At 64.8% G+C, this 22,700-nt stretch carries 28 protein-coding genes; 13 read left to right on the top strand and 15 right to left on the bottom strand.

What is annotated here, in order from left to right; translation table 11 throughout:
• Positions 1–184: 184 nt before the first annotated feature.
• Positions 185–538 carry a PadR family transcriptional regulator gene (locus tag HAPAU_RS01800; RefSeq protein ID WP_066378815.1) on the top strand — a complete coding sequence of 118 codons (354 nt, stop codon included), beginning with the start codon at positions 185–187 and terminating at the stop codon, positions 536–538.
• Positions 539–555: 17 nt separating this feature from the next.
• On the opposite strand, the gene HAPAU_RS01795 is transcribed toward HAPAU_RS01800, so the two are convergent.
• The gene (locus HAPAU_RS01795) at positions 556–1,104 is read right to left on the bottom strand and encodes a DUF7108 family protein (RefSeq protein WP_066378812.1); all 549 of its coding nucleotides are present in this window, start codon (positions 1,102–1,104) and stop codon (positions 556–558) included.
• Positions 1,097–1,690, bottom strand: a complete 594-nt coding sequence (rnhA, locus tag HAPAU_RS01790; protein WP_066378810.1) for a ribonuclease HI — start codon at positions 1,688–1,690, stop codon at positions 1,097–1,099. Before rnhA ends, HAPAU_RS01795 begins: the two co-directional genes overlap by 8 nt.
• 178 nt (positions 1,691–1,868) lie before the next feature.
• Here rnhA and HAPAU_RS01785 point away from each other — a divergent pair, with 178 nt between their 5' ends.
• From HAPAU_RS01785 to HAPAU_RS01770, 4 genes are all read left to right on the top strand, one after another.
• Complete coding sequence (locus tag HAPAU_RS01785) at positions 1,869–2,840, top strand: transcription initiation factor IIB (RefSeq protein ID WP_066378807.1); 972 nt, start codon at positions 1,869–1,871, stop codon at positions 2,838–2,840.
• A gap of 140 nt (positions 2,841–2,980) precedes the next feature.
• A complete protein-coding gene (gene nreA / locus HAPAU_RS01780; RefSeq protein WP_066378805.1) occupies positions 2,981–4,288 on the top strand; it encodes a DNA repair protein NreA in 1,308 nt (435 codons plus the stop codon).
• 58 nt (positions 4,289–4,346) lie between these two features.
• Positions 4,347–4,532 (top strand): hypothetical protein, encoded by a 186-nt coding sequence (locus tag HAPAU_RS01775; protein WP_066378802.1) that lies wholly within the window; start codon positions 4,347–4,349, stop codon positions 4,530–4,532.
• A 39-nt stretch (positions 4,533–4,571) separates the two neighbouring features.
• Positions 4,572–4,793, top strand: coding sequence for a hypothetical protein (locus HAPAU_RS01770; protein WP_066378800.1), 222 nt, complete (start codon positions 4,572–4,574; stop codon positions 4,791–4,793).
• Here HAPAU_RS01770 and HAPAU_RS01765 read toward each other — a convergent pair.
• Genes HAPAU_RS01765 through HAPAU_RS01755 form a run of 3 tightly spaced genes read right to left on the bottom strand, consistent with a single transcriptional unit; the run spans position 4,790 to position 6,296 of the window.
• Positions 4,790–5,302 (bottom strand): DUF302 domain-containing protein, encoded by a 513-nt coding sequence (locus HAPAU_RS01765; RefSeq protein ID WP_066378799.1) that lies wholly within the window; start codon positions 5,300–5,302, stop codon positions 4,790–4,792. The genes HAPAU_RS01770 and HAPAU_RS01765 overlap by 4 nt on opposite strands.
• A gap of 40 nt (positions 5,303–5,342) precedes the next feature.
• Complete coding sequence (locus HAPAU_RS01760) at positions 5,343–6,002, bottom strand: CPBP family intramembrane glutamic endopeptidase (RefSeq protein WP_066378797.1); 660 nt, start codon at positions 6,000–6,002, stop codon at positions 5,343–5,345.
• Positions 6,003–6,296 carry a DUF5789 family protein gene (locus HAPAU_RS01755; RefSeq protein ID WP_066378795.1) on the bottom strand — a complete coding sequence of 98 codons (294 nt, stop codon included), beginning with the start codon at positions 6,294–6,296 and terminating at the stop codon, positions 6,003–6,005.
• An 80-nt stretch (positions 6,297–6,376) separates the two neighbouring features.
• Here HAPAU_RS01755 and HAPAU_RS01750 point away from each other — a divergent pair, with 80 nt between their 5' ends.
• The gene (locus HAPAU_RS01750; protein WP_066378792.1) at positions 6,377–6,955 is read left to right on the top strand and encodes a GNAT family N-acetyltransferase; all 579 of its coding nucleotides are present in this window, start codon (positions 6,377–6,379) and stop codon (positions 6,953–6,955) included.
• Here the strand turns inward: HAPAU_RS01750 and HAPAU_RS01745 are convergent.
• Positions 6,949–7,200 (bottom strand): hypothetical protein, encoded by a 252-nt coding sequence (locus HAPAU_RS01745; RefSeq protein WP_066378790.1) that lies wholly within the window; start codon positions 7,198–7,200, stop codon positions 6,949–6,951. The genes HAPAU_RS01750 and HAPAU_RS01745 overlap by 7 nt on opposite strands.
• A gap of 90 nt (positions 7,201–7,290) precedes the next feature.
• On the opposite strand from HAPAU_RS01745, the gene HAPAU_RS01740 reads away from it, so the two are divergent.
• The 4 genes from HAPAU_RS01740 to HAPAU_RS21495 all read left to right on the top strand — a co-directional run bounded on the left by HAPAU_RS01740 (position 7,291) and on the right by HAPAU_RS21495 (position 10,859).
• Complete coding sequence (locus HAPAU_RS01740) at positions 7,291–8,973, top strand: acyl-CoA mutase large subunit family protein (RefSeq protein WP_066378787.1); 1,683 nt, start codon at positions 7,291–7,293, stop codon at positions 8,971–8,973.
• A 69-nt stretch (positions 8,974–9,042) separates the two neighbouring features.
• Complete coding sequence (locus HAPAU_RS01735) at positions 9,043–9,867, top strand: aldo/keto reductase (protein WP_066378784.1); 825 nt, start codon at positions 9,043–9,045, stop codon at positions 9,865–9,867.
• Positions 9,868–9,918: 51 nt separating this feature from the next.
• Positions 9,919–10,671, top strand: a complete 753-nt coding sequence (locus HAPAU_RS01730; protein WP_066378782.1) for a hypothetical protein — start codon at positions 9,919–9,921, stop codon at positions 10,669–10,671.
• Positions 10,672–10,709: 38 nt separating this feature from the next.
• Positions 10,710–10,859 (top strand): hypothetical protein, encoded by a 150-nt coding sequence (locus HAPAU_RS21495; RefSeq protein ID WP_169802605.1) that lies wholly within the window; start codon positions 10,710–10,712, stop codon positions 10,857–10,859.
• On the opposite strand, the gene HAPAU_RS01725 is transcribed toward HAPAU_RS21495, so the two are convergent.
• Entirely contained in the window at positions 10,856–12,376 is a 1,521-nt protein-coding gene (locus HAPAU_RS01725) for a TrkH family potassium uptake protein (protein ID WP_066378779.1), read from the bottom strand. The two genes, HAPAU_RS21495 and HAPAU_RS01725, sit on opposite strands and share 4 nt — an antisense overlap.
• Before the next feature lie 190 nt (positions 12,377–12,566).
• Between HAPAU_RS01725 and HAPAU_RS01720 the strand changes: the two genes are divergently transcribed.
• Positions 12,567–12,752, top strand: a complete 186-nt coding sequence (locus HAPAU_RS01720; RefSeq protein WP_066378777.1) for a DUF7333 family protein — start codon at positions 12,567–12,569, stop codon at positions 12,750–12,752.
• A gap of 58 nt (positions 12,753–12,810) precedes the next feature.
• Here the strand turns inward: HAPAU_RS01720 and HAPAU_RS01715 are convergent, their stop codons facing one another.
• From HAPAU_RS01715 to HAPAU_RS01685, 7 genes are all read right to left on the bottom strand, one after another.
• Entirely contained in the window at positions 12,811–13,764 is a 954-nt protein-coding gene (locus HAPAU_RS01715) for a phosphoadenosine phosphosulfate reductase family protein (RefSeq protein WP_066378776.1), read from the bottom strand.
• Positions 13,765–13,851: 87 nt separating this feature from the next.
• Complete coding sequence (locus tag HAPAU_RS01710) at positions 13,852–14,082, bottom strand: hypothetical protein (RefSeq protein ID WP_066378773.1); 231 nt, start codon at positions 14,080–14,082, stop codon at positions 13,852–13,854.
• Positions 14,083–14,306: 224 nt separating this feature from the next.
• Positions 14,307–15,278, bottom strand: coding sequence for a phosphoadenosine phosphosulfate reductase family protein (locus HAPAU_RS01705; protein WP_066378770.1), 972 nt, complete (start codon positions 15,276–15,278; stop codon positions 14,307–14,309).
• Between the two features lie 78 nt (positions 15,279–15,356).
• The gene (locus tag HAPAU_RS01700; protein ID WP_066378768.1) at positions 15,357–15,926 is read right to left on the bottom strand and encodes a DUF7110 family protein; all 570 of its coding nucleotides are present in this window, start codon (positions 15,924–15,926) and stop codon (positions 15,357–15,359) included.
• 124 nt (positions 15,927–16,050) lie between these two features.
• Positions 16,051–16,395: a glutaredoxin family protein gene (locus HAPAU_RS01695; RefSeq protein WP_066378765.1), complete on the bottom strand. Its 345-nt coding sequence runs from the start codon at positions 16,393–16,395 to the stop codon at positions 16,051–16,053.
• Between the two features lie 36 nt (positions 16,396–16,431).
• Positions 16,432–17,067, bottom strand: a complete 636-nt coding sequence (gfcR, locus tag HAPAU_RS01690; protein WP_066378762.1) for a transcriptional regulator GfcR — start codon at positions 17,065–17,067, stop codon at positions 16,432–16,434.
• Entirely contained in the window at positions 17,054–18,130 is a 1,077-nt protein-coding gene (locus HAPAU_RS01685) for a glucose 1-dehydrogenase (protein WP_066378760.1), read from the bottom strand. The genes gfcR and HAPAU_RS01685 overlap by 14 nt, the downstream gene beginning before the upstream one ends.
• A gap of 139 nt (positions 18,131–18,269) precedes the next feature.
• Between HAPAU_RS01685 and HAPAU_RS01680 the strand changes: the two genes are divergently transcribed.
• Positions 18,270–19,508: an HAD family hydrolase gene (locus HAPAU_RS01680; protein ID WP_066378757.1), complete on the top strand. Its 1,239-nt coding sequence runs from the start codon at positions 18,270–18,272 to the stop codon at positions 19,506–19,508.
• Here HAPAU_RS01680 and HAPAU_RS01675 read toward each other — a convergent pair.
• The gene (locus HAPAU_RS01675) at positions 19,505–20,647 is read right to left on the bottom strand and encodes an MBL fold metallo-hydrolase (protein ID WP_066378755.1); all 1,143 of its coding nucleotides are present in this window, start codon (positions 20,645–20,647) and stop codon (positions 19,505–19,507) included. The two genes, HAPAU_RS01680 and HAPAU_RS01675, sit on opposite strands and share 4 nt — an antisense overlap.
• Positions 20,648–20,941: 294 nt before the next feature.
• Here HAPAU_RS01675 and HAPAU_RS01670 point away from each other — a divergent pair, with 294 nt between their 5' ends.
• Entirely contained in the window at positions 20,942–22,684 is a 1,743-nt protein-coding gene (locus tag HAPAU_RS01670) for a hypothetical protein (RefSeq protein ID WP_066378754.1), read from the top strand.
• Positions 22,685–22,700: the final 16 nt, after the last annotated feature.

The following is a 22,700-nucleotide window of genomic DNA, read 5'->3' as shown; positions in this document are numbered from 1 at the left end:
CCTGCTCCGGGTGAGGAAAAAGTCCTTTCGACACCTGCCCGCCGCACGCCCGCTTGATAGTACAAAAATCTAACACTACTGGTACTTCTATTTACTATATATCTTGATATTGACTGGTAATTTCTATAGAAACAAACGGAATGGTTGGCAAGTGTTAAATAGCCCGATGACATGTTTTACGGTGATGTCAGAGGCACAAGCGGTTCCGGGCACCCAGCAGACGGCACATGATTTGACCGCGTTCCAGCACAACATTCTGGTCATCCTCGCCGAGGAGCCGATGTACGGGCTGGCTATCAAACGCGAACTAGAGAGCTACTACGGCACCGAGGTCAACCACGGGCGGTTGTACCCGAACCTCGACGACCTGGTCGAGCGCGGACTCGTCGAGAAGAGCGAACTCGACAAGCGTACCAACCAGTACGAGCTCACCGCAGACGGCTACGAGACGGTTCTGGGCCAGTTGAACTGGGTCTTCTCGAAGCTCGTCACCGACGAGGACCGCGCCGAGGACGTTCGGGCCCTCATCGAAGCGTAGAGTCCACTACGCCGTAGCTACGACAGATCCGTTTTCGCCGTTTTTTCGACGTACTCGAGCGACTGCTCTACGACCTCCTTTTGAGCCTCGCTCGGCCACGCGTTACGAACGAAGTACTCCTGTACGAACTCCGTGCGCTCCTCGGGCGTGGCCGCCTCGACACGCTTCGCGTAGTGATTGCTCATGAAGTCGGCGAAGGCGTCGGCGTTGTCCCCGTGGACCTCGCCGTACTCCTCCCGGACGCGGGCCGCGACCGTGCGGTTGTGCTCCTCGACGGCGGCCCAGTCGTCGGGGCTCTCGGGGCCGGCGACCTGCACTTCGACTGCCCGGTCGACGTCCCCGACCCGGTCGGGCCGAATCGTCCCGTCTTCGACCCACTCGGCGGGATGTAAGACGAGCGTCTCGGTGGCGTCGTCCTCGCGGACGCGCGCGCGAAAGCCGTGATCGGCGAGCAGTTCCGTCCGGTGGTCGCGATACGCCGCCGCCTCGTCGGAATCGACAGCCGCGCGTGCGAGTTTCGTCAGTTGGGTCGCCTCCTCGACGACATCGTCGGGTAGTTCAGCCATCCTCGAACGCCTCGTTTACGAGTTCGTCGGCGCGCTCGTTTACCTCCCTCGGTACGTGCGTGATCGACCAGATGTCGAACTCGGAGAGTAGCTCGTGGACGCGCACGCGCCGTTCCCGCATTCCGGGATCGTTCGCGTCCCACTCCCCACGGACCTGTTTGACCACGAGTTGGGAGTCGCCGCGGATCTCTACCTCGTCGAAGCCGTACTCGCGGGCGACCTCCAGCCCGCGCACGAGTGCCTCGTACTCCGCGCGGTTGTTCGTCGTCTCCCCGATGCGTTCGTTCCCCTCGGTCACGATCCCGTCGCCCGAGACGAGCACCCACCCGATCGCCGCCGGGCCGGGGTTGCCGCGGCTCCCACCGTCGAAGTACAGATGCACCCGGCCGCCGCCCTCTCGAAGGACCGATTCGATGTCGGCGGGGCGCGCGCCCTGGACGACGACGGTGTCGTCGTAGGCGACCGCGTTCGCCTCGCCGAGCCGTGCCCGCCACCGCTCGTGGTCCGTATTCCCGGCCGAAACGCTCGCTCCCGCGTCTTTCAGTTTCTCGAGCGCCTCCTCGGGATCACAGGAAAGAGAGGGCATTGTCTGACGCTGGCCGGTTCTGGACTATAGCCGTTCTGGTACCGATATCTCGTAGAATATCGCCCGTAGATCGCTCGGCAGCACTGATAGACCGGTTTCCGACGCTTCATCCAATTCTATCAAAATCCGGACTGGACCAAGGGTTTAAGTGCGCTGATTACACTACTATTTAAGTGCGATGACACGGTCCACCCGCCAGCGGGAGCGCGAGCACGAGACGGAGCAACCCGAAGGAGCAAACGAGGAAGAAGGGGTCCGCACCTGTCCGGAGTGTGGCTCCGACACCCTCGTCAAGAGCGACGATCGGGGGGAACTCATCTGCGATGACTGCGGTCTGGTCGTCGAGGAGGGGAACATCGACCCCGGTCCCGAGTGGCGGGCGTTCAACCACTCGGAGCGCCAGAGCAAGTCCCGGGTGGGCGCACCGACGACCCAGACGATGCACGACAAGGGGCTGACGACCACTATCGACTGGAAGGACAAGGACGCCTACGGCCGGTCCATCTCCTCGAAGAAACGCAGCCAGATGCACCGGTTGCGCAAATGGCAGGAGCGCATCCGGACGAAGGACGCCGGCGAGCGCAACCTCCAGTTCGCACTCAGCGAGATCGACCGCATGGCCAGCGCGCTGGGCGTCCCCCGCTCAGTCCGGGAGGTCGCGAGCGTGATCTACCGGCGCGCGCTCAAGGAAGACCTCATCCGTGGACGCTCGATCGAGGGCGTCGCCACCGCGGCGCTCTATGCCGCCTGTCGAAAGGAGGGTATTCCTCGCAGTCTCGAGGAGATCAGCGAGGTTTCGCGTGTCGAGCGAAAGGAGATCGGCCGGACCTATCGGTATATCTCCCAGGAACTCGGCCTCGAGATGCGGCCGGTCGATCCCAAGAAGTACGTTCCCCGATTCTGCTCCGAACTCGAACTCTCGGAAGAAGTACAGTCGAAAGCCAACGAGATCATCGAAACCACCGCCGAGGAGGGACTGCTCTCGGGCAAGTCCCCGACCGGCTACGCGGCGGCGGCCATTTACGCCGCCTCGCTTCTCTGTAACGAGAAGAAGACCCAGCGCGAGGTCGCCGACGTCGCACAGGTCACGGAAGTCACCATCCGGAACCGCTATCAGGAACAGATCGAAGCGATGGGCATTCACAACTAGACGGTCATCGACCCGCGAGACGACACGTCGTCTCGCGGTCCGTTTTTATCGCCTCCCACAGCGAGGCACCCGTAGCCTGTTTCGCCCCTGAGCGCCCGCCAGCCGAACGTTCAAGCCACTCGGCCGCCTACCACGGCCGAATGCGACTCGACGAGTACCTCGAGGGGTTCGAGCGCGACGAGGCCGCCGAGCGCCGCCGGCTGGCCCGCGAGAAGTCCTACGGGATCACCCAGTACCTCGACGAGGTCGAGGACCGCTTCTCCGAGGCGCTCTCGGGCGACTCGCTGGTCGGCTCGACCGCCCCTTCGATCTTCGTCGGCCACTCGAACTACCCCAAAGTATCGACGGGGCTGCTCTCGCCGGTCGGCGACGAGGAGCGCGCTTCGGAATACGCCACCGATAGCGCGTGGTACCGCCAGGGACTCTCGATCGACGACGTGGTCCAGCGCCGAACCGGACTGTTGAACGCGAACCGGTTTACGGACGTTCGGGACGCCGGACTCGATACGACTGCCCGAGGGATCGAATCACCCAACGTCCACGACGTCTGGAACGGTTTCGTCGGCACCCAGCGGGAGGTCGCCATCGCCGACCGACCCGTTGGAGTAGAGATCGGCCTCTCGGACTCGCGGCTGGATTTCGATTTCCCTGATGGCGACACCGCCGCCCCGCGCGGACCCCGAACCGGTGCCGAATCCGCGACTCTGACCGAGAACCCCCACGTTCCCCGTCCCGTCGAGAAGACCTTGGAGGACGACGACTGGCGCGCCGAGGGCGCGATGACCTATCTGTATCGACGGGGATTCGACGTCTACGAGATCAACCGGATCCTCTCGGCGGGCGCGCTCGGCGAGGCCGAGAGCCGCCGGCTGGTCCCGACCCGCTGGTCGATCACCGCCGTCGACGACACCGTCGGGAAGTTCCTCCGGGGTTCGATCCGGTCGAATCCGAGCGTCGACGAGACGCGCGTGTTTTCGAGCGAGTACATGGGTAATCGTTACTGGGCGATCCTTACCCCCGGAAACTGGGAGTTCGAACTCGTCGAGATGAAGGCGCCCGGTAGCGTCTGGAACCCCGTCGGCTCGGAGGTCTGGATCGCCAGCGACCACGAGGGCTACGAGGGCCGGACGGGGTACGTCGATGGCGGCACTGCGGGAGCATACTACGCGACCCGACTGGCCGCACTCGAGTACCTCGACTCAATCGGCCGGCAGGCGAAGGTCCTCGTCCTCCGGCACGTCTCCGAGGAGTACTGGGCTCCCGTGGGCGTCTGGCAGATCCGCGAGAGCGTCCGGGACGCCTTCGAGGGCGAGAGCGGGGTCGCAGAGACCTTCCACGGGGCTGTTCAGGGAATCGAGCCCCACCTCCCGATCTCGACCGGCGAGCTGCGCCGATCCTCGGAGCTGGTCGCGGGCGTGCAGGCCTCACTCGCGGACTTCTCGACGTGATCCGGCGGCCGCACTCGACGGCCAGAAGAGCTATCAGGCTCGTTCAGCGGTCCGAAACATGCTCCTGTTCGGCCCGGTTCCCGGCGGTATAGAGTTCGCTGTGATCCTGTTGATAATCGTTGTCTTCCTCGCGCCCTTCTTTCTCGTTATCGCAGCCTACAGACGCTTTTTCGAGAGCGACAGCGAGCGCCTCGACGAACTCGAAGCCGAAGTCGAAGAGCTCCGCGAGCGGGTCGAGGAGTGACGGGCGAACGCTTATTCGCACCTCTGCCCTACCGCGTGTATGGACGCGTTGGTCGTCGCGGGTTCGCTCTCGCCCGCCGAACTCGCTCTCCTGGCCCTGATCGGGCTGACGCTCGTCTTGCCCGTCGCGCTCGCGCTGGTGCTCGAGCGGTTTGTTTATAAGGGGAAAGCGGCTGATCCGGTCGGCTTCGCAGAACTCGAAAATCGGTTCGACAACGGGGAGGTGTGGGCCGAACGGCTCCGTGAGGACCGGGAGAATTAGCGCGGGCTCCCGCCGGAACCCTCGCTTTTGCCGCCCTGCGAACCGCGCGGCTTCTCGCCGCTCGCACTGCTATCGAGGTTCGACATCGCTTGTTCGACCATCTCGCCGGTCTCGGCGACGATCTCGGCCCACTCGTCATCGTCGGGCGCGATCGCCACCAGCCGGGCGATCCGCATGATCGAGACGTGATAGACCTGCTGGAGGCCGGGTTCGACCTCCCAGACGACGACGTTACACGGGAAGATCGCGCCGATCCGCTCGGTCACGTCGAGCGCCCTGTCGGCCATGTGCGGGTTACAGGCCCCGAGGACGTAGTAGGGGTCCCGATCGGAACCGACCTTCTCACGGAGCAACTCCGAGGGCGAGAACTCGACGGGCACGCCGAAGCCCGCTGCCGTGAACGCCTCGCGGACGTGCTCGACGGCCTCGTCGTGGCCCATATCGAGGGTCGCTTGCTTTTCGCCGATGTCCTCCGCGGTCAACTGCTCGGGATCGATTGGGAGGCTCATGGTCGCCCTATCGGCTGACGTCTTCAAAAAAGGTCGCCCGTCACAGCGGCAGGGGCAGCCACGAGAACCACTGGAGGACCGCCTCGGACGGGACGATCGGCTCGTGGAGCACGAGCCAGTCGAGCAACACGAGGCCGCCGCCGTGGGCGACCGTCGATGGCAGGATCGAGTCGGCGTGGTAGTCGACCGCGCCGAACAGCACGTCGGTCGGCCCCGAGAGGACGAGTTCGATCGGCGGTTTGTGGACGTGGAGCAGCGCGTAGACGACGGGACTGATGAAGACGCATTTCGCGCCCAGGTCCCGGACCCCGACACAGAGCAGTCCCCGAAAGTAGGTTTCGGTGGCGAGCGCGAGGACGAACAGCTGGACGGCGTGGGGGACGAACGCCCCCAGTGCGGGCGTGGTCTCCCACAGCGGGTAGAACTCCCGAACGGAGGGAAGCGTCGAGCCGACGAGGTAGAACGGAAGGACGAACGCCGAGAGTACCAGCGTATCGCGGATCGCCCGGCGGTCGACCCGCCAGCCGACGTTACGGCCGTGAGCGAGTCCGAGACCGAGGGGGACTAGAAGGTACAACACGGTGTCGCGGACGACCCGCTGTGTGATCGTGGTCGTCGACCAGTTCACCCAGACGAGGAGGACGACCGCGGCGACCAGCAACGACTGCTGTATCCACGAGAGCCGCCCCGGGAGCGACATCTACTCGGCGGTCGGTACCGGACCGGTGCCGGTCACTTCGCGGCAGGCATCGACGAACTCCTGGCGGCTCTCGAAGTAGGTGATATCGGTTCCGTCGAGGAGCTCATCGACCGACGTGGGCCCCTCGGCGGTGCGGACGACCGTCTCGCCTTCCTTTCGCCGGATCTCGCTCCGCTGGACGGGCCAGTACAGTCGGGAGGCCACGCGCGCGAGCGGGGCGCCCTCGACCGGCGTTCGGTCGCCGAGTTCGACGAGCGGGGCCTCCTCCTCTTCGGTATCGTCTTCGTCGCTCATGGACCCGGATTCGCGAGCGGCGCGATTCAACCTTTCGGTCGCCGTGAAAGGCTTTTACTGCGGGCGGTCCAACCCGATGTATGTACGTCCGAGGCGCCAAGAAGCGAGAAGAGGTCTGGCTCCTCGAGGAGATCGAGCGCATGGACCTCGACGAGGCGGCGTTTCGCTCCCGGGAGTACGTCATCGCGCTCGACGAGGAGACGGGCGAGAAGGCCGGATTCGGTCGTCTCCGGCTCCACGAGGAGGTCTGTGAGGTCACCAGCCTCGGCGTCGTCGAACCGTGGCGCGGGCAGGGCGTCGGCGCCCACGTCGTCGAGCGTCTCGTCGATCACGCGGGCGACGAGGGGTTCGAGACGGTCTACGCGCTCGCACCCGAACCCGACTACCTGCTGCAGTTCGGGTTCGAACCCATCGAGCGCTCGGCGCTTCCCGAACCCCTCGGGGACCGCCTCGACGCCAAGCGCGAGCACCACGAGGAGGTGATCGCGACGAGCCTCGTTATCGGGGAGTTCTCGATGCCCGACCGGCTCAGAGAGCGGTTCAAGGTGGCATCACCGGCACCCGACGCCGAGGGGGATAACGGGGACGAGATCCCCGCCGAGGAGTTCGGGATCGACCCCGAAACGGCGACCTACAAGTACGATACGGGCCGTCAGTAGTCCTCGCGATCGGTGACGAAGCCGCTCTTGAACGCGACCCACGTCAGTACGCTCATGAACAGGATGGGCGGGAGGATCGCAAAGCCCCAGATCGGGTTGAGCCCCCAGCCGATGACGAGTATCACGTCGGCGATCCCGAGTGCGACGAACGGCAGCGTGTATTTGGCCGCCCGCCAGCGATCGCTGTCCTCGTCGACCGGGATCGGCGAGCGGTCGCCCTCGTCGGGGGCGACGGGCGTGTCCATAGCCTCCGTTGTGTCCCACCGGCCAAAAGTGGCGCGGAGCGGATGCCCGATTGACGACCGCTTAAGAGCCTGCACGCGGTAGGGTTCCGCATGTTCGACCAGGAGGAACTCGAATCGATCCGCGAGGGGAAGACGCAGTGGGAAGCGGAGACGCGCGGCCCGACCGTCGAGCGCTTCGGCGAGCGAAAGGAGGCGTTTACGACCGACACCGACGGCCACGAGATCGATCCCTTATATACGCCCGACGACGTCGCGGACTTCGACTACGAGGAGGATCTGGGATTTCCCGGCGAGAACCCCTATACCAGGGGTGTCTACTCGACGATGTACCGCGGGCGCCTGTGGACGATGCGCCAGTACGCGGGGATGGGTACCGCCGAGGAAACCAACGAACGCTACCGCTACCTCATGGACCAAGGGCAAACGGGGCTTTCGATGGCGTTCGACCTCCCCACGCAGATGGGCTACGACTCCGACGCCGAGATGGCCGCCGGCGAGGTCGGCAAGTCGGGCGTGGCGATCGATTCCCTCAACGACATGAAAGCCGTCTTCGAGGGCATTCCCCTCGATGAGGTCTCGACGAGCATGACGATCAATGCGCCCGCCGCCGTGTTGCTCGCGATGTACATCGCCGTCGGCGACGAGCAGGGCGTCCCCCGTGAGGACCTCAGGGGAACGATCCAGAACGACCTGCTGAAGGAGTACATCGCGCGCAACACCTACATCTACCCGCCCGGACCTTCAATGCGAATCATCACCGACGTCTTCGAGTTCTGCGCCGAGGAGGTGCCGAACTTCAACACCATCTCGATCTCGGGCTACCACATCCGCGAGGCCGGGGCCTCTGCGGCCCAGGAACTCGCGTTCACCCTCGGAAACGGTATCGAGTACGTCGAGGCAGCGCTGGAGGCGGGCCAAGCGGTCGACGAGTTCGCCCCCCAACTTTCCTTCTTCTTCAACGCCCACAACGACATCTTCGAGGAGGTCGCGAAGTTCCGGGCCGCCAGACGGATGTGGGCACAGATTATGGAGGAGCGCTTCGACGCCGAGAGTGAAAAGGCGAAACAGCTGAAGTTCCACACCCAGACCGCCGGATCGATGCTGACCGCCCAGCAGATCGAGAACAACGTCGTCCGGGTCGCGTACCAGGCGCTCGCCGCGGTGTTGGGCGGCACGCAGAGTTTGCATACCAACGGGAAGGACGAGGCGCTTGCCCTCCCTACAGAAAAGTCCGTTCGTACTGCACTGCGAACCCAACAGATCCTCGCCCACGAGTCGGGCGCTGCCGACACCATCGACCCGCTTGCCGGCTCGTACTACGTCGAGGCGCTGACCGACGAGATCGAGGAGGAGGCGTTCGAGATCATCCGCGAGGTCGACGACCGGGGTGGGATGCTCGAGGCCGTCGAGGACCAGTGGGTTCAGCGCCAGATCCAGGACGTCGCTTTCGAGCGCCAGCGCGAGATCGAGGATGGTAGTAGAGTGATCGTCGGCGTCAACGAGTTCGAGATCGACGAGGAACCCGAGATGGACATCGAGGAGGTCACCGAGGAGGACCAGCAGCGTCAGATCGCCCGGTTGGAGGGGGTGCGCGAGGAGCGCGACGACGAGGCGGTCGCCGAGGCGCTCGCGGCGCTCGGCGAGGCCGCCGAGGGCGAGGAGAACGTCATGCCCCCGATCCTCGAGGCTGTGAAAGCCGAGGCGACGACCGGCGAGATATGTGACGTCCTCCGCGAGGCCTTCGGCGAGTACCATCCCGGTAGCGCGCTGTAAGCGGGCTTTCCGAGGCCGCCCGGCTACCGCATCCCGAACGCCTATCCGTCGCTCGCCCCTTCCTCGGGTATGGACTCACCGACCAGTGACGACGTAGCCAGCGTGAACGGAATGCCCATGCTCGGGCTCGGTACTTGGGAGAACGAGGACGAAGAGGAGTGCGCCGAGAGCGTCCGGGAAGCCCTCGATATGGGCTATCGACACATCGACACCGCACAGGCCTACGGCAACGAGGAGAGCGTCGGCGAGGGGATCGAGCGCGCGGGCGTCGACCGCGATGAGATCTTCCTCGCGACGAAGGTCTGGATCGAGAACCTCGCGCCCGAGGACGTCGTCGAGAGCACCGAGGAGAGCCTCGAGAAGCTCGGCGTCGAGTACGTGGACCTCCTCTATATCCACTGGCCGGCCGGCGAGTACGACCCCGAAGGGACCTTCGACGCGCTCTCGACGCTCGTCGCCGACGGGCTCGTCGAGAACGTCGGCGTCTCGAACTTCGAACCCGACCAGCTCGACGAGGCCCGGGAGGCGAGTTCGGTCCCGATCTTCGCGAATCAGGTCGAATGCCATCCCCTCCTTCCACAGGAGACCCTCCGAGCCTACGCCGACGAACACGACCTCCCGCTGGTCGCGTACTCGCCGCTCGCGCGCGGGAAGGTCTTCGACGTGCCCCAACTCGAGGAGATCGCCGAGAAACACGACGCCAGTGCTGCCCAAGTCAGCCTCGCGTGGCTCCGCGAGAAGGGCATCACCGCGATCCCCAAGGCCACCGGCGAGGAGCACATCCGCGACAACTGGGAGTCCCTGTCGCTGGAACTCGACGCCGAGGACGTCGAAACCATCGACGGGATCAGTACGGAAGAACGCCAGGTCGATCCGAGCTTCGCGCCCTGGTAGCCTATTTGTTGTTGCCAAAACAATAAAGTAATTTTATACTAATTAGACGGCATGGCAGTGCGGTCACACCGCCCCGGGGCCGTCGGGGCGATCCGTCTCGACCTGAGGCGGTTACACGAGAGTTGGATGGAACTGTTCTTCCCTCGACAGCGCGGCGGCGCGCTCCCGGTGCCGGGAACGTTGATGCCGGAGACGGCGGGCGGTCGAGTCGCCTACGGGGGATGGGCCGGCGTCGGCGCGCTCGTCGTGGCGCTGGTGTACCCGCTCGTAGTGGTCGGATTCGCGCTGCGATACCCCACCCGTCGGATCGACCGGGCGGCGGCGAGTCTGGGCGTCGTCGGCGTCGTCGGGCTCTCCGTACTCGTCTGGGGTGGGCTGACGGTCGTGGCCCACTTCCAGTTCTCCCGTCGGGGATTCATCGCGGTCGCCGCCGCGGTGGTCGTCGCGACGGTGGCAGCAGCGGCCGCCATCACCTTCTCGCGCGTGGGCGGGCGCGGGACGACGGTCCTCCTCGTCTACCCGTCGGCGATGACCGTGCTCTTTCTCCCGCCCGTGGTCGCCGCGCTCGTTTCGGTGACCCTCGGATCGGCGACCCCCTCGGGGAGCACGGAACTGGCGATCCGACTGCTCGACGGGCCGCTTGCGACCGTGGGTGCAAGCGAGTATCTCCGAGAGAATCACACCCTCGAAGGGGTGGCCTGCGTCGGGATGTGGCTCGGGATCGCCGTTCCGGGTGGCTGGCTGCTGGGCTGTGTGGTCGGTCTCGCCGATCTGGTCCGTCCCTCGCGCTGCGTGCGAAGATAAAGGATTATTACCTCGGAGTGTTGAAACGTCTATCACTCATGCCGATTCTCGATACGATGCGGGCGTATCTCTCCGGGTCGGAGCAGATCGTTTCGGAATGTCGCCACTGCGGGACGACGGTCGAGGCGGGCGTCGAGCGCTGCCCCGAGTGTGACAAGGAAGCGATCGTCCGGTATCACGTCGCTTAACGCCGCCAGAACGCCGGTGTGAACACCGCGAGGACCGGCAGTATCTCGAGGCGGCCGATCCACATCAGAAGCACCATCACGAGTTTCGTGCTGTCGGGAAACGTCTCGTAGGTAGCCATCGGGCCGGCGGTCCCGAAGCCGGGGCCGATGTTCCCCAACGTGGCGGCCGTCGCGCTCATCGCCTCGAAGCTCCGGATGTCGATGCCGACACGGACCGCGTCCTCGAGGACGAACAGCGTCCCCGCGAAAAAGAGCACGACGTACAGCAGCGTGTAGGCGTAGATCCCGCGGATCGCGCGCTCGTCGATCACCTGCCCGCCGATCCGGACGGGTCTGACCGCCTCGGGGTGGACGGCCGTAAAGAGCTCTCGGCGTGCGGACTTGATGATGACGATCCAGCGGATGATCTTGACGCCGCCGGCGGTACTGCCGGACATCCCGCCGATGAACATCCCGACGAACAGGAGGAACTGCGCGGAGGGGGTCCAGAAGTTGAAATCGAGGCTCGCGAAGCCGGTCGTCGTGAGGATCGAGACGATCTGGAACAGTGCGTGGCGGACCGCGTCGTCTCCGTCCTCGATCAACAGTTCGGCCGTGTCGACGCCCGCACCCGTCACGAGTAGGACCGTAATCAGGCCGCCGAAACCGGCGATCACGCCGAGATAGGTGCGAAACTCCGTGCTCTCCCGGAACGGTCGTAGTCCCGACTGCGAGGCCTGCCAGACAAGCGCGAAGTTCGTCCCCGCGACGACCATAAAGGGGATGACGAGCCACTGGACGGCCGGCGAGAATGCCTCGATGCTTCTGGCCTCGGGTGAGAAGCCGCCGGTCGAGAGGGTCGTAAAGCCGTGGGCGATCGCGTTGTAGAGGTCCATGTTCGGGGCCAGCCCGACGAGGTGAAGACCGTAGAGCAGGCCCACGTAGCCCACCGTCACCGTGAGATAGATCCCCCAGAGGATCCGTGCGGTCCGCGCGATCGTCGGCGTGAGTTTCTGGACGCTCGGCCCCGGCGCTTCGGCCTCCATGAGCTGGATCCCCCCCACGGAGAGCTGTGAGAGGATCGCGACCCCGAGGACGATGATCCCCATCCCGCCGATCCACTGGGTGAGCTGGCGCCACATCAGCACGGACCGCGAGTGCGTCTCGAAGGAGATGTCCGCCAGTACGGTCGCCCCGGTGGTGGTAAAGCCGCTCATCGATTCGAACAGTGCGTTGATCGGGTGGGCGATCGTGCCGTTGCCCGCGATGACGTAGGGGACTGCGCCGACGATGGCGACCGTTACCCACCCGAGCGTAACGAGCAAGAACGCCTCGCGTGCCCCGATGTCGGGGTTGGTTTCGAGGCGTCCGAGGCCCGTTCCGAGGGCGACCGCGACCGCGATGAATCCGAGGAAGGGGGCGAGCGGGTCGCCGTAGTAGAGCGCGATCAGAAGGGGGAACGAGAGCGGCACCGAGAGCCACTTACAGATCGTCCCGACGAGGCTAACGCTCGCACGCCAGTCGACGTAACTGCGCATTAGCACTCCTCCCTCGGTGCGTCGTCCCGGCTCATTGGACCCGCTTCGACCGAGGCCGTAAATATTCCATCGGTCCCGTCATGGACGCCCACCGGAGACGACCGATCGGCGAGTCCGCGATCCGTGCCGACCGCCTCGGCTACGGGCGTCCAACCGACAGTCTCATCCTCGCCGCGACGAAGGATCGGGTATGGAGTTCGATCTCCCGAAGACGGCAGCGGCCTTCATCGCGCTGATCGCACTCGGTGTCGTCGGGACGACGCCGATGATGGGGACCGGGACCGTCCTGATGATGGTGCTGCCCTCGATGGTGATCTTCGGCCTCGTCGTGCTCGCCATCGGCGTCAAACACGGCGAGTACCGCGCGACCCACTAAACCCACGCGAGGTGATCGCCGGGATCATCGAGGGACGCGAATTCGGGTCGGTCATCGATCACATGTAGCCGAGATCGCGCAGCCGTCCCATCAGGTCCTCCTTGTCCTGGGCGCGGCCCGCCCGTTCCGTGGTCCCATCGAGGTCCTGGAGCCACGCCGGACGGTCGTCGCTTCTGGCCGATCCCCGCTCGCTGCCGAGCGAGCGAAACCCCTCGAAGTACTTCGGGCTCACCGGGAGGTCGGCCGGTTCGACGCCGGCGGGCAGGCCGTCGTAGTCCTGCGGAACGTGGCCCGCGGGATACCCCTCGACCGCGTCGGGAACGACGTGACTCCACATCGCGTCCCAGACGGCGCGCTCGTCGAACTGGAGGATCGAGTGGACCCGGTCGTGGGGCGGATATTTCTCGGGGTCGTGGCGGGGGCTGAAGAACGTCTCGTCGGCCCGTGCTTCCTGTTCGTCCCAGCGCACGCCCGAGAACACGCCGTCGAACCCCTCTTCGCGGATAATCGCGTTCAACGCGACAGTCTTCAGCAGGTGGTTGCCCTCGTAGCTGTCGGCGCTGAATCGGAAGGTATCGCCCTCGTACGCCAGCCGGTCGCGGAGTTCCCGCCGGTTTTCCTCGCTCAGGATGTCGATCGGGATCTCGTCGCCCGGATCGGCTCCGAGGCGGGCGAATTCCTCGTTTCTGGCGTAGATCAGGTCGAGGTCCCAGTTCCCGGCCCACCGCTCGACGAACGCGAGGACGTCCGGGAAGTGTTCGAAGTGATCGATGAACACCACTGGGGGCACGTCGAGATCGAACTCGCGGGCGACCTCACGGACGAAGTAGAGCACGAGCGTCGAGTCCTTCCCGCCGGTCCACATCACCGCCGGGTTTCGGTACTGTTCGAGGGCGACGTGCGTGATTTCGATCGCCTTTTCGACCTTCGCGTCGAGCGTCGGGTACCCCTCGGGGCTCTCGCCCTCGCCGCTGGTGTAGTCGACATCGAGATACGTCGGGAACTCGGCCATCACCGACCTGTGACGCGCTCGACGGTAATAGTATGTCGTCTCCGAGCGTCACTCGCCACAGTGGACCGAGCGCTTCCGGCCGTTCGCTTATGCGCTAGCGGTTTCGGAGACGAGCAGGACGGCCAGATAGAGGAGTCCCATCGCGCCGAAGACGGCTGCGAACGTCGCGGGATTCCCGTCGTTCATCAGGAGCGTCGGCGAGAGATACGTCTCGACCGTGTAGATCGCCGCGCCGATGGCGAGGAGGCCGGCCGCGATGGTCACTTCGGGGTCTCTGAAACGGTTCTTCACGGCCCGTGAACGGGTGGATTCGTTCATACAACCGGTAGGTTCCGGTGTTGTAAATATATTCTCTGAAAGGCACTCTCAGGGTATGGAAACCGTCTCTAAGGCACGTTTCACCGTCGCATACCTAGCCAACCGTCGTCGATTGATGGACCCTCCGTTGTTCGACGGAACTCCCTACTAACTGCCCGCACAGGGAAAGGAAAGCGACCGAAGGTCTCGTCCCGTGTCGATGGATTCCGGTCTCGCGGCGAACGTTACATGTAGCCGAGGTCGCGCAGGCGCTCCATCAGGTCCTCCTTGTCCTGGGCACGGCCCGCGCGCTCGGTTGTGTTGTCGAGGTCCTGCAGCCACGCCGGCTCCTCCTCGCTCTTCTCGGTGCTGATCTCGCTGCCGAGCGAGCGAAAGCCCTCGAAGTATTTGGGCGAGATCGGGATGTCCTCCTGAGAGATGCCCTCGGGGAGGTCGTCGTAGCCCTGGGGGATGTAGCCCTCCTCGGGGTAGCCCTCGACGGTCTCGGGGACGACGACGTACCAGAAGGCGTCCCAGACCGCCGCCTCGTCGAAGTGTAGGATGGGCTGGATCCGGTCGTGGGGCGGGTAGATGTCGGGATCGTGGCGGGGACTGAAGAACGTCTCGTCGGCCCGTGCTTCCTGTTCGTCCCAGCGCACGCCCGAGATGACGCCGTCGATGTCGTGTTCCTCGAGGGCGTTGTTGAGCGCGACGGTCTTGAGCAGGTGGTTTCCGACGTAGGTGTCGAGCAGGAACGGGAAGGTCTCGTCCTCGTACTCGAGCAGGTCACGCACGTGATGGCGGTTCTGCTCGTTGAGTTCGCTGATCTCGATGTCGTCACCGGGTTCGAGGTCGTGTTCCTCGACGTACGCGCCGACGTCCTCGTTGCGCGCGTAGATCACGTCGAGGTCCCACTCCTCCGCCCACTTCTCGACGAAGTCGTGGATCTCGTCGAAGTGCTGGTAGTGGTCGATGAACACCGCCGGCGGCACCTCGAGGTCGAACTGCTCGGCGACCTCCTTGATGAAATAGAGGGTAAGCGTCGAGTCCTTGCCACCTGTCCACATCACCGCGGGGTTCTCGTACTGTTCGAGTCCCTGCCGAGTCACTTCGATCGCCTTCTCGATCTTCGCATCGAGCGTCGGGTACTCTTCGGGCGCTTCTCCCTCGCCGTCCTCGTAATCGACGTCCAGATAGTCGGGAAATCCGTCGGGCATGGTGTACGCTAATGAGATTTAATTAGAACGCACAAAGGGTTTACGCCCTGCCACGTGGTGTGGTGGCAGGCCACTCGATCACGAGATGAACTTGTTGTCGCGCCAGTTGATCCCGTTTGCGGGGGCGGTTTCCTTGCCGGGTCCCTCGACGACCTCGACGGTCGCGGGACGTTTCTCGCCGTCGACGATCTTGGTCGCTTCGAGTTCGCCGTCGTGTTCGGAGATCGCAGTCAGCGTGCCCTTTTCGGCCTGCTGGGCGATGGCACAGAGCACCTCGAACATGGGGAACTGCAGGGCCGTGTTCTGGAGGACGGTCTCGCGATCGCCCTTGAACGCGGCGAACTCGACGAGTTCGGAGGGGATCTCCTCTTCTTCCTCGCCCCACGCGGGGGGCGCACCCGGCCCGGCCTCGGGCTCCTCCTCGTAGACGCGAGTCTCGGCGACGCTCGCCTTCAGTTGGGCGGTCGGCGTGTACTTGCTCACCGCCCCCTCGCGGGCGACGGATTTGATGATGAGTGTGTTGTTTCGCCTCGTGATGTCGATGTCTTCGATCTGCTCCGGCAGCTCCGGGTCGGAGTCGAAGTATTCGGTGACATCCTCGAGGGGGAGTTCCAGCGTCGAGTGAAGTTGATATACGCGCCCTGACATTGTGTGTGGATGAATCTCTTCGGGTGGTTGTCGGTCCGTTGCCGCGCCCGTGCGACTGATAATAGGTGCTCCAGACATATATGGTCTTTCCCTACAAAAAACTACTGCCTGCACTCTTCCCGTGCTACTCGGCGTTCAGCGCCGCCGCGAGCTCGCCGCGTTCGTCCATCTCCGCGAGGATGTCGCTTCCGCCGATGAACTCGCCGTTCACGTAGGTCTGGGGCGTCGTCTCCCAGCCGCTGTGCTCGGAGAGCGCCGCTCGGTACTCGTCGAGCGATTCGAGCGTGTCGACACACTCGACGTCCTCGCGGTGCTGGGTGATCAGTTCGAGCGCGCGCTGGGAGAACCCACACTGGGGCATCAGCCGGTTGCCCTTCATGAACAGCACCACTTCGTTGTCCTCGATCGCGCTGTCGACGCGTTCGGTGACCTCCGCCTGTGAGAGCCCCTGATCGGGTTGGAACGTCATACCCGCTCTACGGAGCCCACGGGGAAAGCGGTTTTCCTACTCGTCGCTGTCGACGGGGATGACCTGGATCAGCGAGTAGACCGGGACACCCTCGATCTCCTCGACGCCCTGTTTGTCCACGAGGACGACGCAGGCGACGGGTTCGCCGCCCTGCTCGCGGATCGCCGCGATGGTCTCCTTCATCGTGGTGCCGCTCGTGATCGTGTCGTCGATCACGTAACACTCCCTGTCGCGGATCGCCGCGAAGTTCCGCGAGAAGCTCCCGCCGAGGTTCTCCATGTCGCCCTCCTCCCACTGGTGTTTGCGTGGCGCGTAGGTACACAGATCCGTGTCGAGTTCCCGCCCGACCATCGTCGCAAGCGGCGCGCCGGCCTTCTCGATTCCCACGGTCAGATCGATCTCCTCGCCCTGCTTGCGCAACAGATCCGCCATCGCCCGCGAGACGTACGAGAGCCGGGCGCTGTCCCGACCGACGGCGCTCCAGTCGACGTGGATGTCGGCGGGTTTGCCCCGGTCTTCGGGCTCGGTGGGCGGTTCGGCCCGTCCGCTTCGTTCGACCAGCCAGCTCGCCGTCTCCCGCGAGACGTTCAGTTCGTCCGCGATCTCGCCCTTCGAGAGGCCGCCCTCCGCCAGCTCGGCGGCGCTCTCGATCAGGTCGTCAACGTTCTTCATACGCCCCGAATTCGACCGCCGTTTTTATAGTCGTATCGTCATCCACGAACGCCGCCTCCCAGTCGTCGAGTCCGTAGACGCCGGTCACGAGCGCGTCGAGGAATTCCTCGGGAAGCGACCCGAGCGTGTCGCTCGCGTTCTGGAAGTGGCTCACGTGGGAGTTGACGCTTCCCACCAAGGCCTTGTTGTGCAATACGAGCTCCTCGTGGAGCGTCCCTCCGTCTATCTCGAACTCCCACGGCTCGGGCACGCCCAGCAGCGCGCTGACGCCGTTCGGCGCGAGCGCCTCGATCGTCTGGAAAGCGTGTTTCGCGTAACCCGTCGCCTCGTAAACGAGGTCCATCCCCTCGTATTCGCTCGAAAGCTCGTCGACTGACGTTTCCCGCGAGTCGACGTAGGTCGCACCCAGTTCCTCGATGATCTCGATGGTCGGGTCGGGGCGGTCGCGGCGGCCCACACAGTACGTCCGCTCGAAGGGGTGGATGTGGACGAGCATCGCGAGCGTCAGCAGTCCGAGACTCCCGTTGCCGAGGACGGCCGCGCTCTCGGGCTCCCACGTAAAGGCCGATCGGGAGGCATACGCGTGTTCGAGTGCCTTCTCGGTGATGCTGATCGGTTCGATCAGAAAGCCCAGCGGGGCCTGTTCGTCGGGGATCCGCACGAGGTCCTCCGCGGGGCTGGTGAAGTACTCGGCCATGAAGCCGTGTGCGCCGACGATCCCCCGTTCGTGATACTCGCCCTCGGGGGCCATGTCGGGCTCGCCCCGCTCGAAGTACTCGTTTTCGCCGTTCGGCGGCCGCCGGACCGTCGGGACGACGACGTCGCCCTCCTCGTAGTCGGTCCCGTTGGGCTCTTCGACGACGCCGACCGCCTCGTGGCCGAGTATCAGGTAGTCCTCGCCCTCGGGAAACTCGCCGTGACCCCCCTCGAGGACCTCCCGGTCGGTGCCGTCGACGCCCACGCGCAGGGTCCTGACCAGTGCTTCGCCGTCGCCCGGTTCGGGTTTCGGCACGTCGATCACGCTCGGTTCGTGTTCGCCCTCGCGAACGGCGATCGCGTCCATACTCGTGGTCAGGAACCACGAGAACAAAACATTTATTCTTCTTCGAGTAAAGACTTCTATCGCTGGGTGACCGGTCCCGCCCGGGACGTGCCGATCCAGCGATACCCACGCTTTTGTCGTTCGGCCGAACAGCAAGCGTATGGAACGATACGACCTGCTGTACCGTCTCTACGAGGGATTCCCCGCCGATACGTTGAGGGCGTATCAGGACCTCGTCGACCTGTTTCCGCCCGTCGACTCGCGGGTCGCCCTTGAACACTGGCAGCGCGCGAGCGAGGAACTCGATCGGCGGAAATCGGAGATCAGAGCGGCGTTTGACGAAGGAGAGGTCTACGCCGAGATCGCGGCCCACGCGACCCGTCAGCAGGCCTTTACCGCGCTCGATCTCCACTCGAAATACGACCGACCGGCGAACGTCCTCGTACTGGACGTCGACGAGACGCTGCGGTCGGCTGGCAACACCGACAACGAGATTCCTCGGGAGACCCTCTCGCTGTTGACCGAGTTCCACGAGGACGGCGTCCCGATCGTGATCTGTACGGGCCAGACCTTGGAGAACGTCAAGGGGTTTATGATTCAGGGCCTTGGCAGCGAACTCGTCCACTCGGGGGAACTTTCGATCGTCTACGAGGCCGGGACCGGGGTGTTCACCCCGGGCCATGCGGCCGACACCAAGCACCTGCTGTACGAGGACCTCGACGACGAGATCGTCTCGGTGTTCGATCACGTGCGCTCGCGTGTGCTCCGGGAGGCCCCCGATGACCTGCGGCGGAACTGCCACCTGCAGGGCAACGAGTTCAACGTCACGATGAAGCCCAACTTCGAGATCGGCTCGGAGGACGCGGTGGGGATCATCGACGAGGCGCTCGTCTACGAGATCGATCTATTGGGGGAGGCGGTCGCCGAGGTCACGGGCGAGGAGTCCGACGCGACCAGCGAGTACGCGCGTTCGTTCTACGCCGCGGCAGATCCCGAGATCCACGACGTGCTCGAATCCGTCGATTCGGTCCCCGACCCCGGGGAGGCCCCCGACGCGGTCGAGACGTTCTTCGAGCGCATCGACGTCGCCTACTACGAGGGCGACGCCGCCGAGATCGGTTCTCTAGAACTCAACAAGGTGGTCGGCGTCGAGGCCGCACTCGACGTGCTGGGGATCACGGACCCCTTCGCGCTCGTGATGGGCGACTCGAAGAGCGACCTCCGGGTGATGGAGTGGGTCGCGGAGAACGATTCGGGACTCGGGGCCGCGCCGGAACACGCCTCGGCGGACGTCCTCGCCTTCGTGCGGGAGACCGACGAACTCGTCTTCGATCGGGGTCGTGCGGCGGACATGCTGCGGACGATCTACGCGCTCAACCGGCTCGCGGCGCTCGACTAGGCGCTGCAGTTGTTCGGTCCGAGTTCGAGTTCGGTCGCCTCGTCCCCGTCGACGTCCTCCTTGCCCCGGTTGACCTCGATCACCCGCTCGTAGTTCGGCGGTTTTTCGGGCAGGGTTTCGAGGCTGCGCTCGACGAACGCCTCCTCGTCGAGGTCCAGTACTTCCAATCCGGTCCGGAGGTCGCCGACGGTCGCGCGGACCGGTTTCCCGGGTTTTCCGCCCTCGAACTCGCCCTCGCTAGTGACGGTGACGTGGCCCGGGAGCAGGGTGATAGAATCGGGTTCGGCGAGCAGGGTCCGATGGATCGACTCGTACTGCATACGCGCGCCACGCTCGCCGGCGTCCTCGCTGAACTCCAACTCGGTCCGGCCGGTCCCGTCGACGAACAGCGTATCGGCGCTCAGGAGCGCCGTCTCTCCCACTAGATAGTTCACCATCTCGCTCGTGTGGCCGGGCGTCCACAGCGCCTTGAGGTCGACGCTCCCTATCCGGAGGACCTCGTTGCGTTCGAGGGGTGTGTACTCGTAGGCCAGCCCACGCTCGCGGGCGCGCTCGCCGAGGTAGTACGGGACTCCGAGTTCCGAGGCGAGGGCGCGTCCGCCCGAGACGTGGTCGGCGTGAACGTGCGTATCGAGGACGGCCGTGACCTCGTAGCCACGCTCGCTGGCGGCGTCACGGAACTCCTCGGTGTGGCGGGTCGCGTCGACCACGGCCGCTTTTTCGGTTTCGGGATCGCCGACCACGTAGCCCAGACAGCCCTTCGCGCGGCGCTGGAGCTGGAGGATCTCGACCGAATCGACGGCGATCTCGATCACGTCGTAGACGGCGCTCCAGGCTTCCATTCCGCCCTCGAGCACCGCCACGTCGTCGTAGCCCGCCGACGCGAGTTCGTCGGCGAAGTGCTGCGAGGAGATCCCCTTCGCACAGACCGTAACGATGGGCCGGTCGCCGTCGACCCGCCGGTCGAACGCCGCCGTTCGCTCGTCGGTGAGCGTCTCCTCTTTACCGAAGGTGAAGTTCACCGCATCCGGCATGTGCCACGCCTCGAAACTCCCCTCGGGGCGGGTATCGACGAGCGTGAACGACTCCCCGGCCCGCTGCATGCGTTCGACGCGCTCGGCGGATATCTCGCGTACCATGTGTTCGAATAGGCCTGCGGAGCCAATACCGTTGGTGGTCGGACTACTCTCGTCCACCGTAAACTACAGTACGACCGATGCTGTACACTCGAACGCACGTGACAGACTATGGATAAATTCAGATATCTGTTCGGTGAATTCCGATGTCGTGGCTGCGAGTACGGCGACCCATCGGCGTCGGCCGGCGTCGTCGACCTCCTCCCGACCGATCCATGTTTCTAGTACACTTATCAATCTCCGGGAGACAGCAGTCGACAGGGTTTCGTAGTGGGACGGAGGGGCGGGAGATCTGACATGATGCACAAGGAACTGTTCGGGGTGTTCGGTGATGCCGACGCGTTCGCCGACGCGTGTGATGAGGGTGCGTTCGACCGGGTGTGTTCTGCCGACTCGCTCACGGTCGGGATCCGGGACCCCGACCTCAACGCTCCACATCGAAGCGCGACCTACGAGGACGACTCGGGGTGCTGTGTCATTTGGGGGGAGATCTATACTCCGGACGGGATCGACTGGCCCGCCCGCTGGCTGCTCGAGCGTCATCGGGAACACGGGCGGACGGCGCTTACGGCGCTCAACGGCTCGTATCTCGTCGCGGTCGCGGACGGGACCGAAGCGGCGGTCTACACCGACCCCATCCGGTCGTGGGAGTGTTTCTACACCGACGCCGGTGGCCCGAGTGGTCCGAGGACCTTCGGCACCGACGCCGCACACGTCTGTCGTGCGAGACGGGAGCTGTCGCTCGATCCCGACTCGCTGCTCGAGCTCGCCCACATCAGCGTCGTCCTCGACGATCGGACGCTCTTCGAGGAGGTCTCTCGCACCCCCTTCGACGGCGTCCTCTATCCGGATTCGACCGACCGCCTCGACCGGTTCGTCTACCGCCCACGGGAGTTCAACTACGCGGACGAACTCGCCGAGCGACTGGAACGGGCGCTCTCGCGGCGGGCGGACCTTCGGGGGACGAAGGGACTGCTGTTGGGGGCGGGCTACGACTCGCGGACGCTGCTCGCGGGGATCCCCGACATCGAGTGCTGTTACACCGTCGGGACGGCGGACTCATCGGAGGTGCGGGTCGCGAAGAAGCTCGCGGACCAGTACGGCGCGACCCACCGAACCTTGGGGATCGACGGTTCGTACTTCCGCACGGACATCGACACGATCCGGTATACCAACGGGATCGGCGAGTCGATCCACATTCACCAGCGCGGTGTCGAGGAGATCGCCGACGCCGACGTGATCTACCACGGCTGGGCGATCGACTCGCTTCTGAAGGAATTCTTCGTCCAGAAGAAACGGATCGGCGCGTTCGGCAAGTCGGTCAAGCTCTCGGGGCTCCCCGAGGAGCCGGACGCTATCGACTTCCTCACCGACAGGAAACTCGGGATCATGCCCGAGAGCGCCGACCTGCTCGCGGACTGCCAGTCGGTGTCCGAGGTGACCGGTGCCGAGACCCTCATCGAGGACCGGCTCGAACGCGAACTCGAGTGCTGTCGCGAGCGCTGTACGAGCGAGCACGACCTCCCGAGCGTGTTCGGGATCAAGAACCTCCCCTCGAAGTCCTTCCGTACCCATCTGGCCGACCAGTTCACCGAGTCGTTCGTCTGTGCCGACAGCGAACTCCTCGAGTGGCACCTCTCGACCCCGCCCGAGCACCGGAGCACCGAGACCTTCCTCGACGCGATCCAGCAACTCGACCCGGCGGTCCTGCGCTACCGACCGCCCGACCGTCCCCGGACGAGTTCGATCCTCAATCAGATCGAGGGGTTCTGTCGGCGCAACCTCCCGCTTCCGCTGTCGCCGTTCGACAGCCCGTGGCCCGATCGCCGGTCGCTGTACCGCGAGTACGACCTCGATCGGACGCTGCTGCCCGATTCGCCCGGACTGCATTCCTGTAGCGTCCGGCTGAAACTCCGGATCCACGACGTCGAGACGTGGCTGGCGTCGGTCGCGGGCGAGGGGGCGATCACGCCCGAGGAGGCCGTCTGTCCGCCCGATTCGCGCGTCCTCGTCCCCGCCGAGTGGACCGCCACCCATTAAGGGACTGGCCGGCAAC

It is taken from the genome of Halalkalicoccus paucihalophilus (assembly GCF_001593955.1).
Classification (GTDB): domain Archaea; phylum Halobacteriota; class Halobacteria; order Halobacteriales; family Halalkalicoccaceae; genus Halalkalicoccus; species Halalkalicoccus paucihalophilus.
Note: the sequence above shows the minus strand (reverse complement) of the source record. Positions and strands in the feature narration are given on the sequence as shown.

Excerpts from the sequence above, each read along its gene's own strand:
- HAPAU_RS01800 (WP_066378815.1), top strand. The coding sequence starts at position 185 with ATGTCAGAGGCACAAGCGGTTCCGGGCACCCAGCAGACGGCACATGAT.
- HAPAU_RS01795 (WP_066378812.1), bottom strand. The coding sequence starts at position 1,104 with ATGGCTGAACTACCCGACGATGTCGTCGAGGAGGCGACCCAACTGACG.
- rnhA (WP_066378810.1), bottom strand. The coding sequence starts at position 1,690 with ATGCCCTCTCTTTCCTGTGATCCCGAGGAGGCGCTCGAGAAACTGAAA.
- HAPAU_RS01785 (WP_066378807.1), top strand. The coding sequence starts at position 1,869 with ATGACACGGTCCACCCGCCAGCGGGAGCGCGAGCACGAGACGGAGCAA.
- nreA (WP_066378805.1), top strand. The coding sequence starts at position 2,981 with ATGCGACTCGACGAGTACCTCGAGGGGTTCGAGCGCGACGAGGCCGCC.
- HAPAU_RS01775 (WP_066378802.1), top strand. The coding sequence starts at position 4,347 with ATGCTCCTGTTCGGCCCGGTTCCCGGCGGTATAGAGTTCGCTGTGATC.
- HAPAU_RS01770 (WP_066378800.1), top strand. The coding sequence starts at position 4,572 with ATGGACGCGTTGGTCGTCGCGGGTTCGCTCTCGCCCGCCGAACTCGCT.
- HAPAU_RS01765 (WP_066378799.1), bottom strand. The coding sequence starts at position 5,302 with ATGAGCCTCCCAATCGATCCCGAGCAGTTGACCGCGGAGGACATCGGC.
- HAPAU_RS01760 (WP_066378797.1), bottom strand. The coding sequence starts at position 6,002 with ATGTCGCTCCCGGGGCGGCTCTCGTGGATACAGCAGTCGTTGCTGGTC.
- HAPAU_RS01755 (WP_066378795.1), bottom strand. The coding sequence starts at position 6,296 with ATGAGCGACGAAGACGATACCGAAGAGGAGGAGGCCCCGCTCGTCGAA.
- HAPAU_RS01750 (WP_066378792.1), top strand. The coding sequence starts at position 6,377 with ATGTACGTCCGAGGCGCCAAGAAGCGAGAAGAGGTCTGGCTCCTCGAG.
- HAPAU_RS01745 (WP_066378790.1), bottom strand. The coding sequence starts at position 7,200 with ATGGACACGCCCGTCGCCCCCGACGAGGGCGACCGCTCGCCGATCCCG.
- HAPAU_RS01740 (WP_066378787.1), top strand. The coding sequence starts at position 7,291 with ATGTTCGACCAGGAGGAACTCGAATCGATCCGCGAGGGGAAGACGCAG.
- HAPAU_RS01735 (WP_066378784.1), top strand. The coding sequence starts at position 9,043 with ATGGACTCACCGACCAGTGACGACGTAGCCAGCGTGAACGGAATGCCC.
- HAPAU_RS01730 (WP_066378782.1), top strand. The coding sequence starts at position 9,919 with ATGGCAGTGCGGTCACACCGCCCCGGGGCCGTCGGGGCGATCCGTCTC.
- HAPAU_RS21495 (WP_169802605.1), top strand. The coding sequence starts at position 10,710 with ATGCCGATTCTCGATACGATGCGGGCGTATCTCTCCGGGTCGGAGCAG.
- HAPAU_RS01725 (WP_066378779.1), bottom strand. The coding sequence starts at position 12,376 with ATGCGCAGTTACGTCGACTGGCGTGCGAGCGTTAGCCTCGTCGGGACG.
- HAPAU_RS01720 (WP_066378777.1), top strand. The coding sequence starts at position 12,567 with ATGGAGTTCGATCTCCCGAAGACGGCAGCGGCCTTCATCGCGCTGATC.
- HAPAU_RS01715 (WP_066378776.1), bottom strand. The coding sequence starts at position 13,764 with ATGGCCGAGTTCCCGACGTATCTCGATGTCGACTACACCAGCGGCGAG.
- HAPAU_RS01710 (WP_066378773.1), bottom strand. The coding sequence starts at position 14,082 with ATGAACGAATCCACCCGTTCACGGGCCGTGAAGAACCGTTTCAGAGAC.
- HAPAU_RS01705 (WP_066378770.1), bottom strand. The coding sequence starts at position 15,278 with ATGCCCGACGGATTTCCCGACTATCTGGACGTCGATTACGAGGACGGC.
- HAPAU_RS01700 (WP_066378768.1), bottom strand. The coding sequence starts at position 15,926 with ATGTCAGGGCGCGTATATCAACTTCACTCGACGCTGGAACTCCCCCTC.
- HAPAU_RS01695 (WP_066378765.1), bottom strand. The coding sequence starts at position 16,395 with ATGACGTTCCAACCCGATCAGGGGCTCTCACAGGCGGAGGTCACCGAA.
- gfcR (WP_066378762.1), bottom strand. The coding sequence starts at position 17,067 with ATGAAGAACGTTGACGACCTGATCGAGAGCGCCGCCGAGCTGGCGGAG.
- HAPAU_RS01685 (WP_066378760.1), bottom strand. The coding sequence starts at position 18,130 with ATGGACGCGATCGCCGTTCGCGAGGGCGAACACGAACCGAGCGTGATC.
- HAPAU_RS01680 (WP_066378757.1), top strand. The coding sequence starts at position 18,270 with ATGGAACGATACGACCTGCTGTACCGTCTCTACGAGGGATTCCCCGCC.
- HAPAU_RS01675 (WP_066378755.1), bottom strand. The coding sequence starts at position 20,647 with ATGGTACGCGAGATATCCGCCGAGCGCGTCGAACGCATGCAGCGGGCC.
- HAPAU_RS01670 (WP_066378754.1), top strand. The coding sequence starts at position 20,942 with ATGATGCACAAGGAACTGTTCGGGGTGTTCGGTGATGCCGACGCGTTC.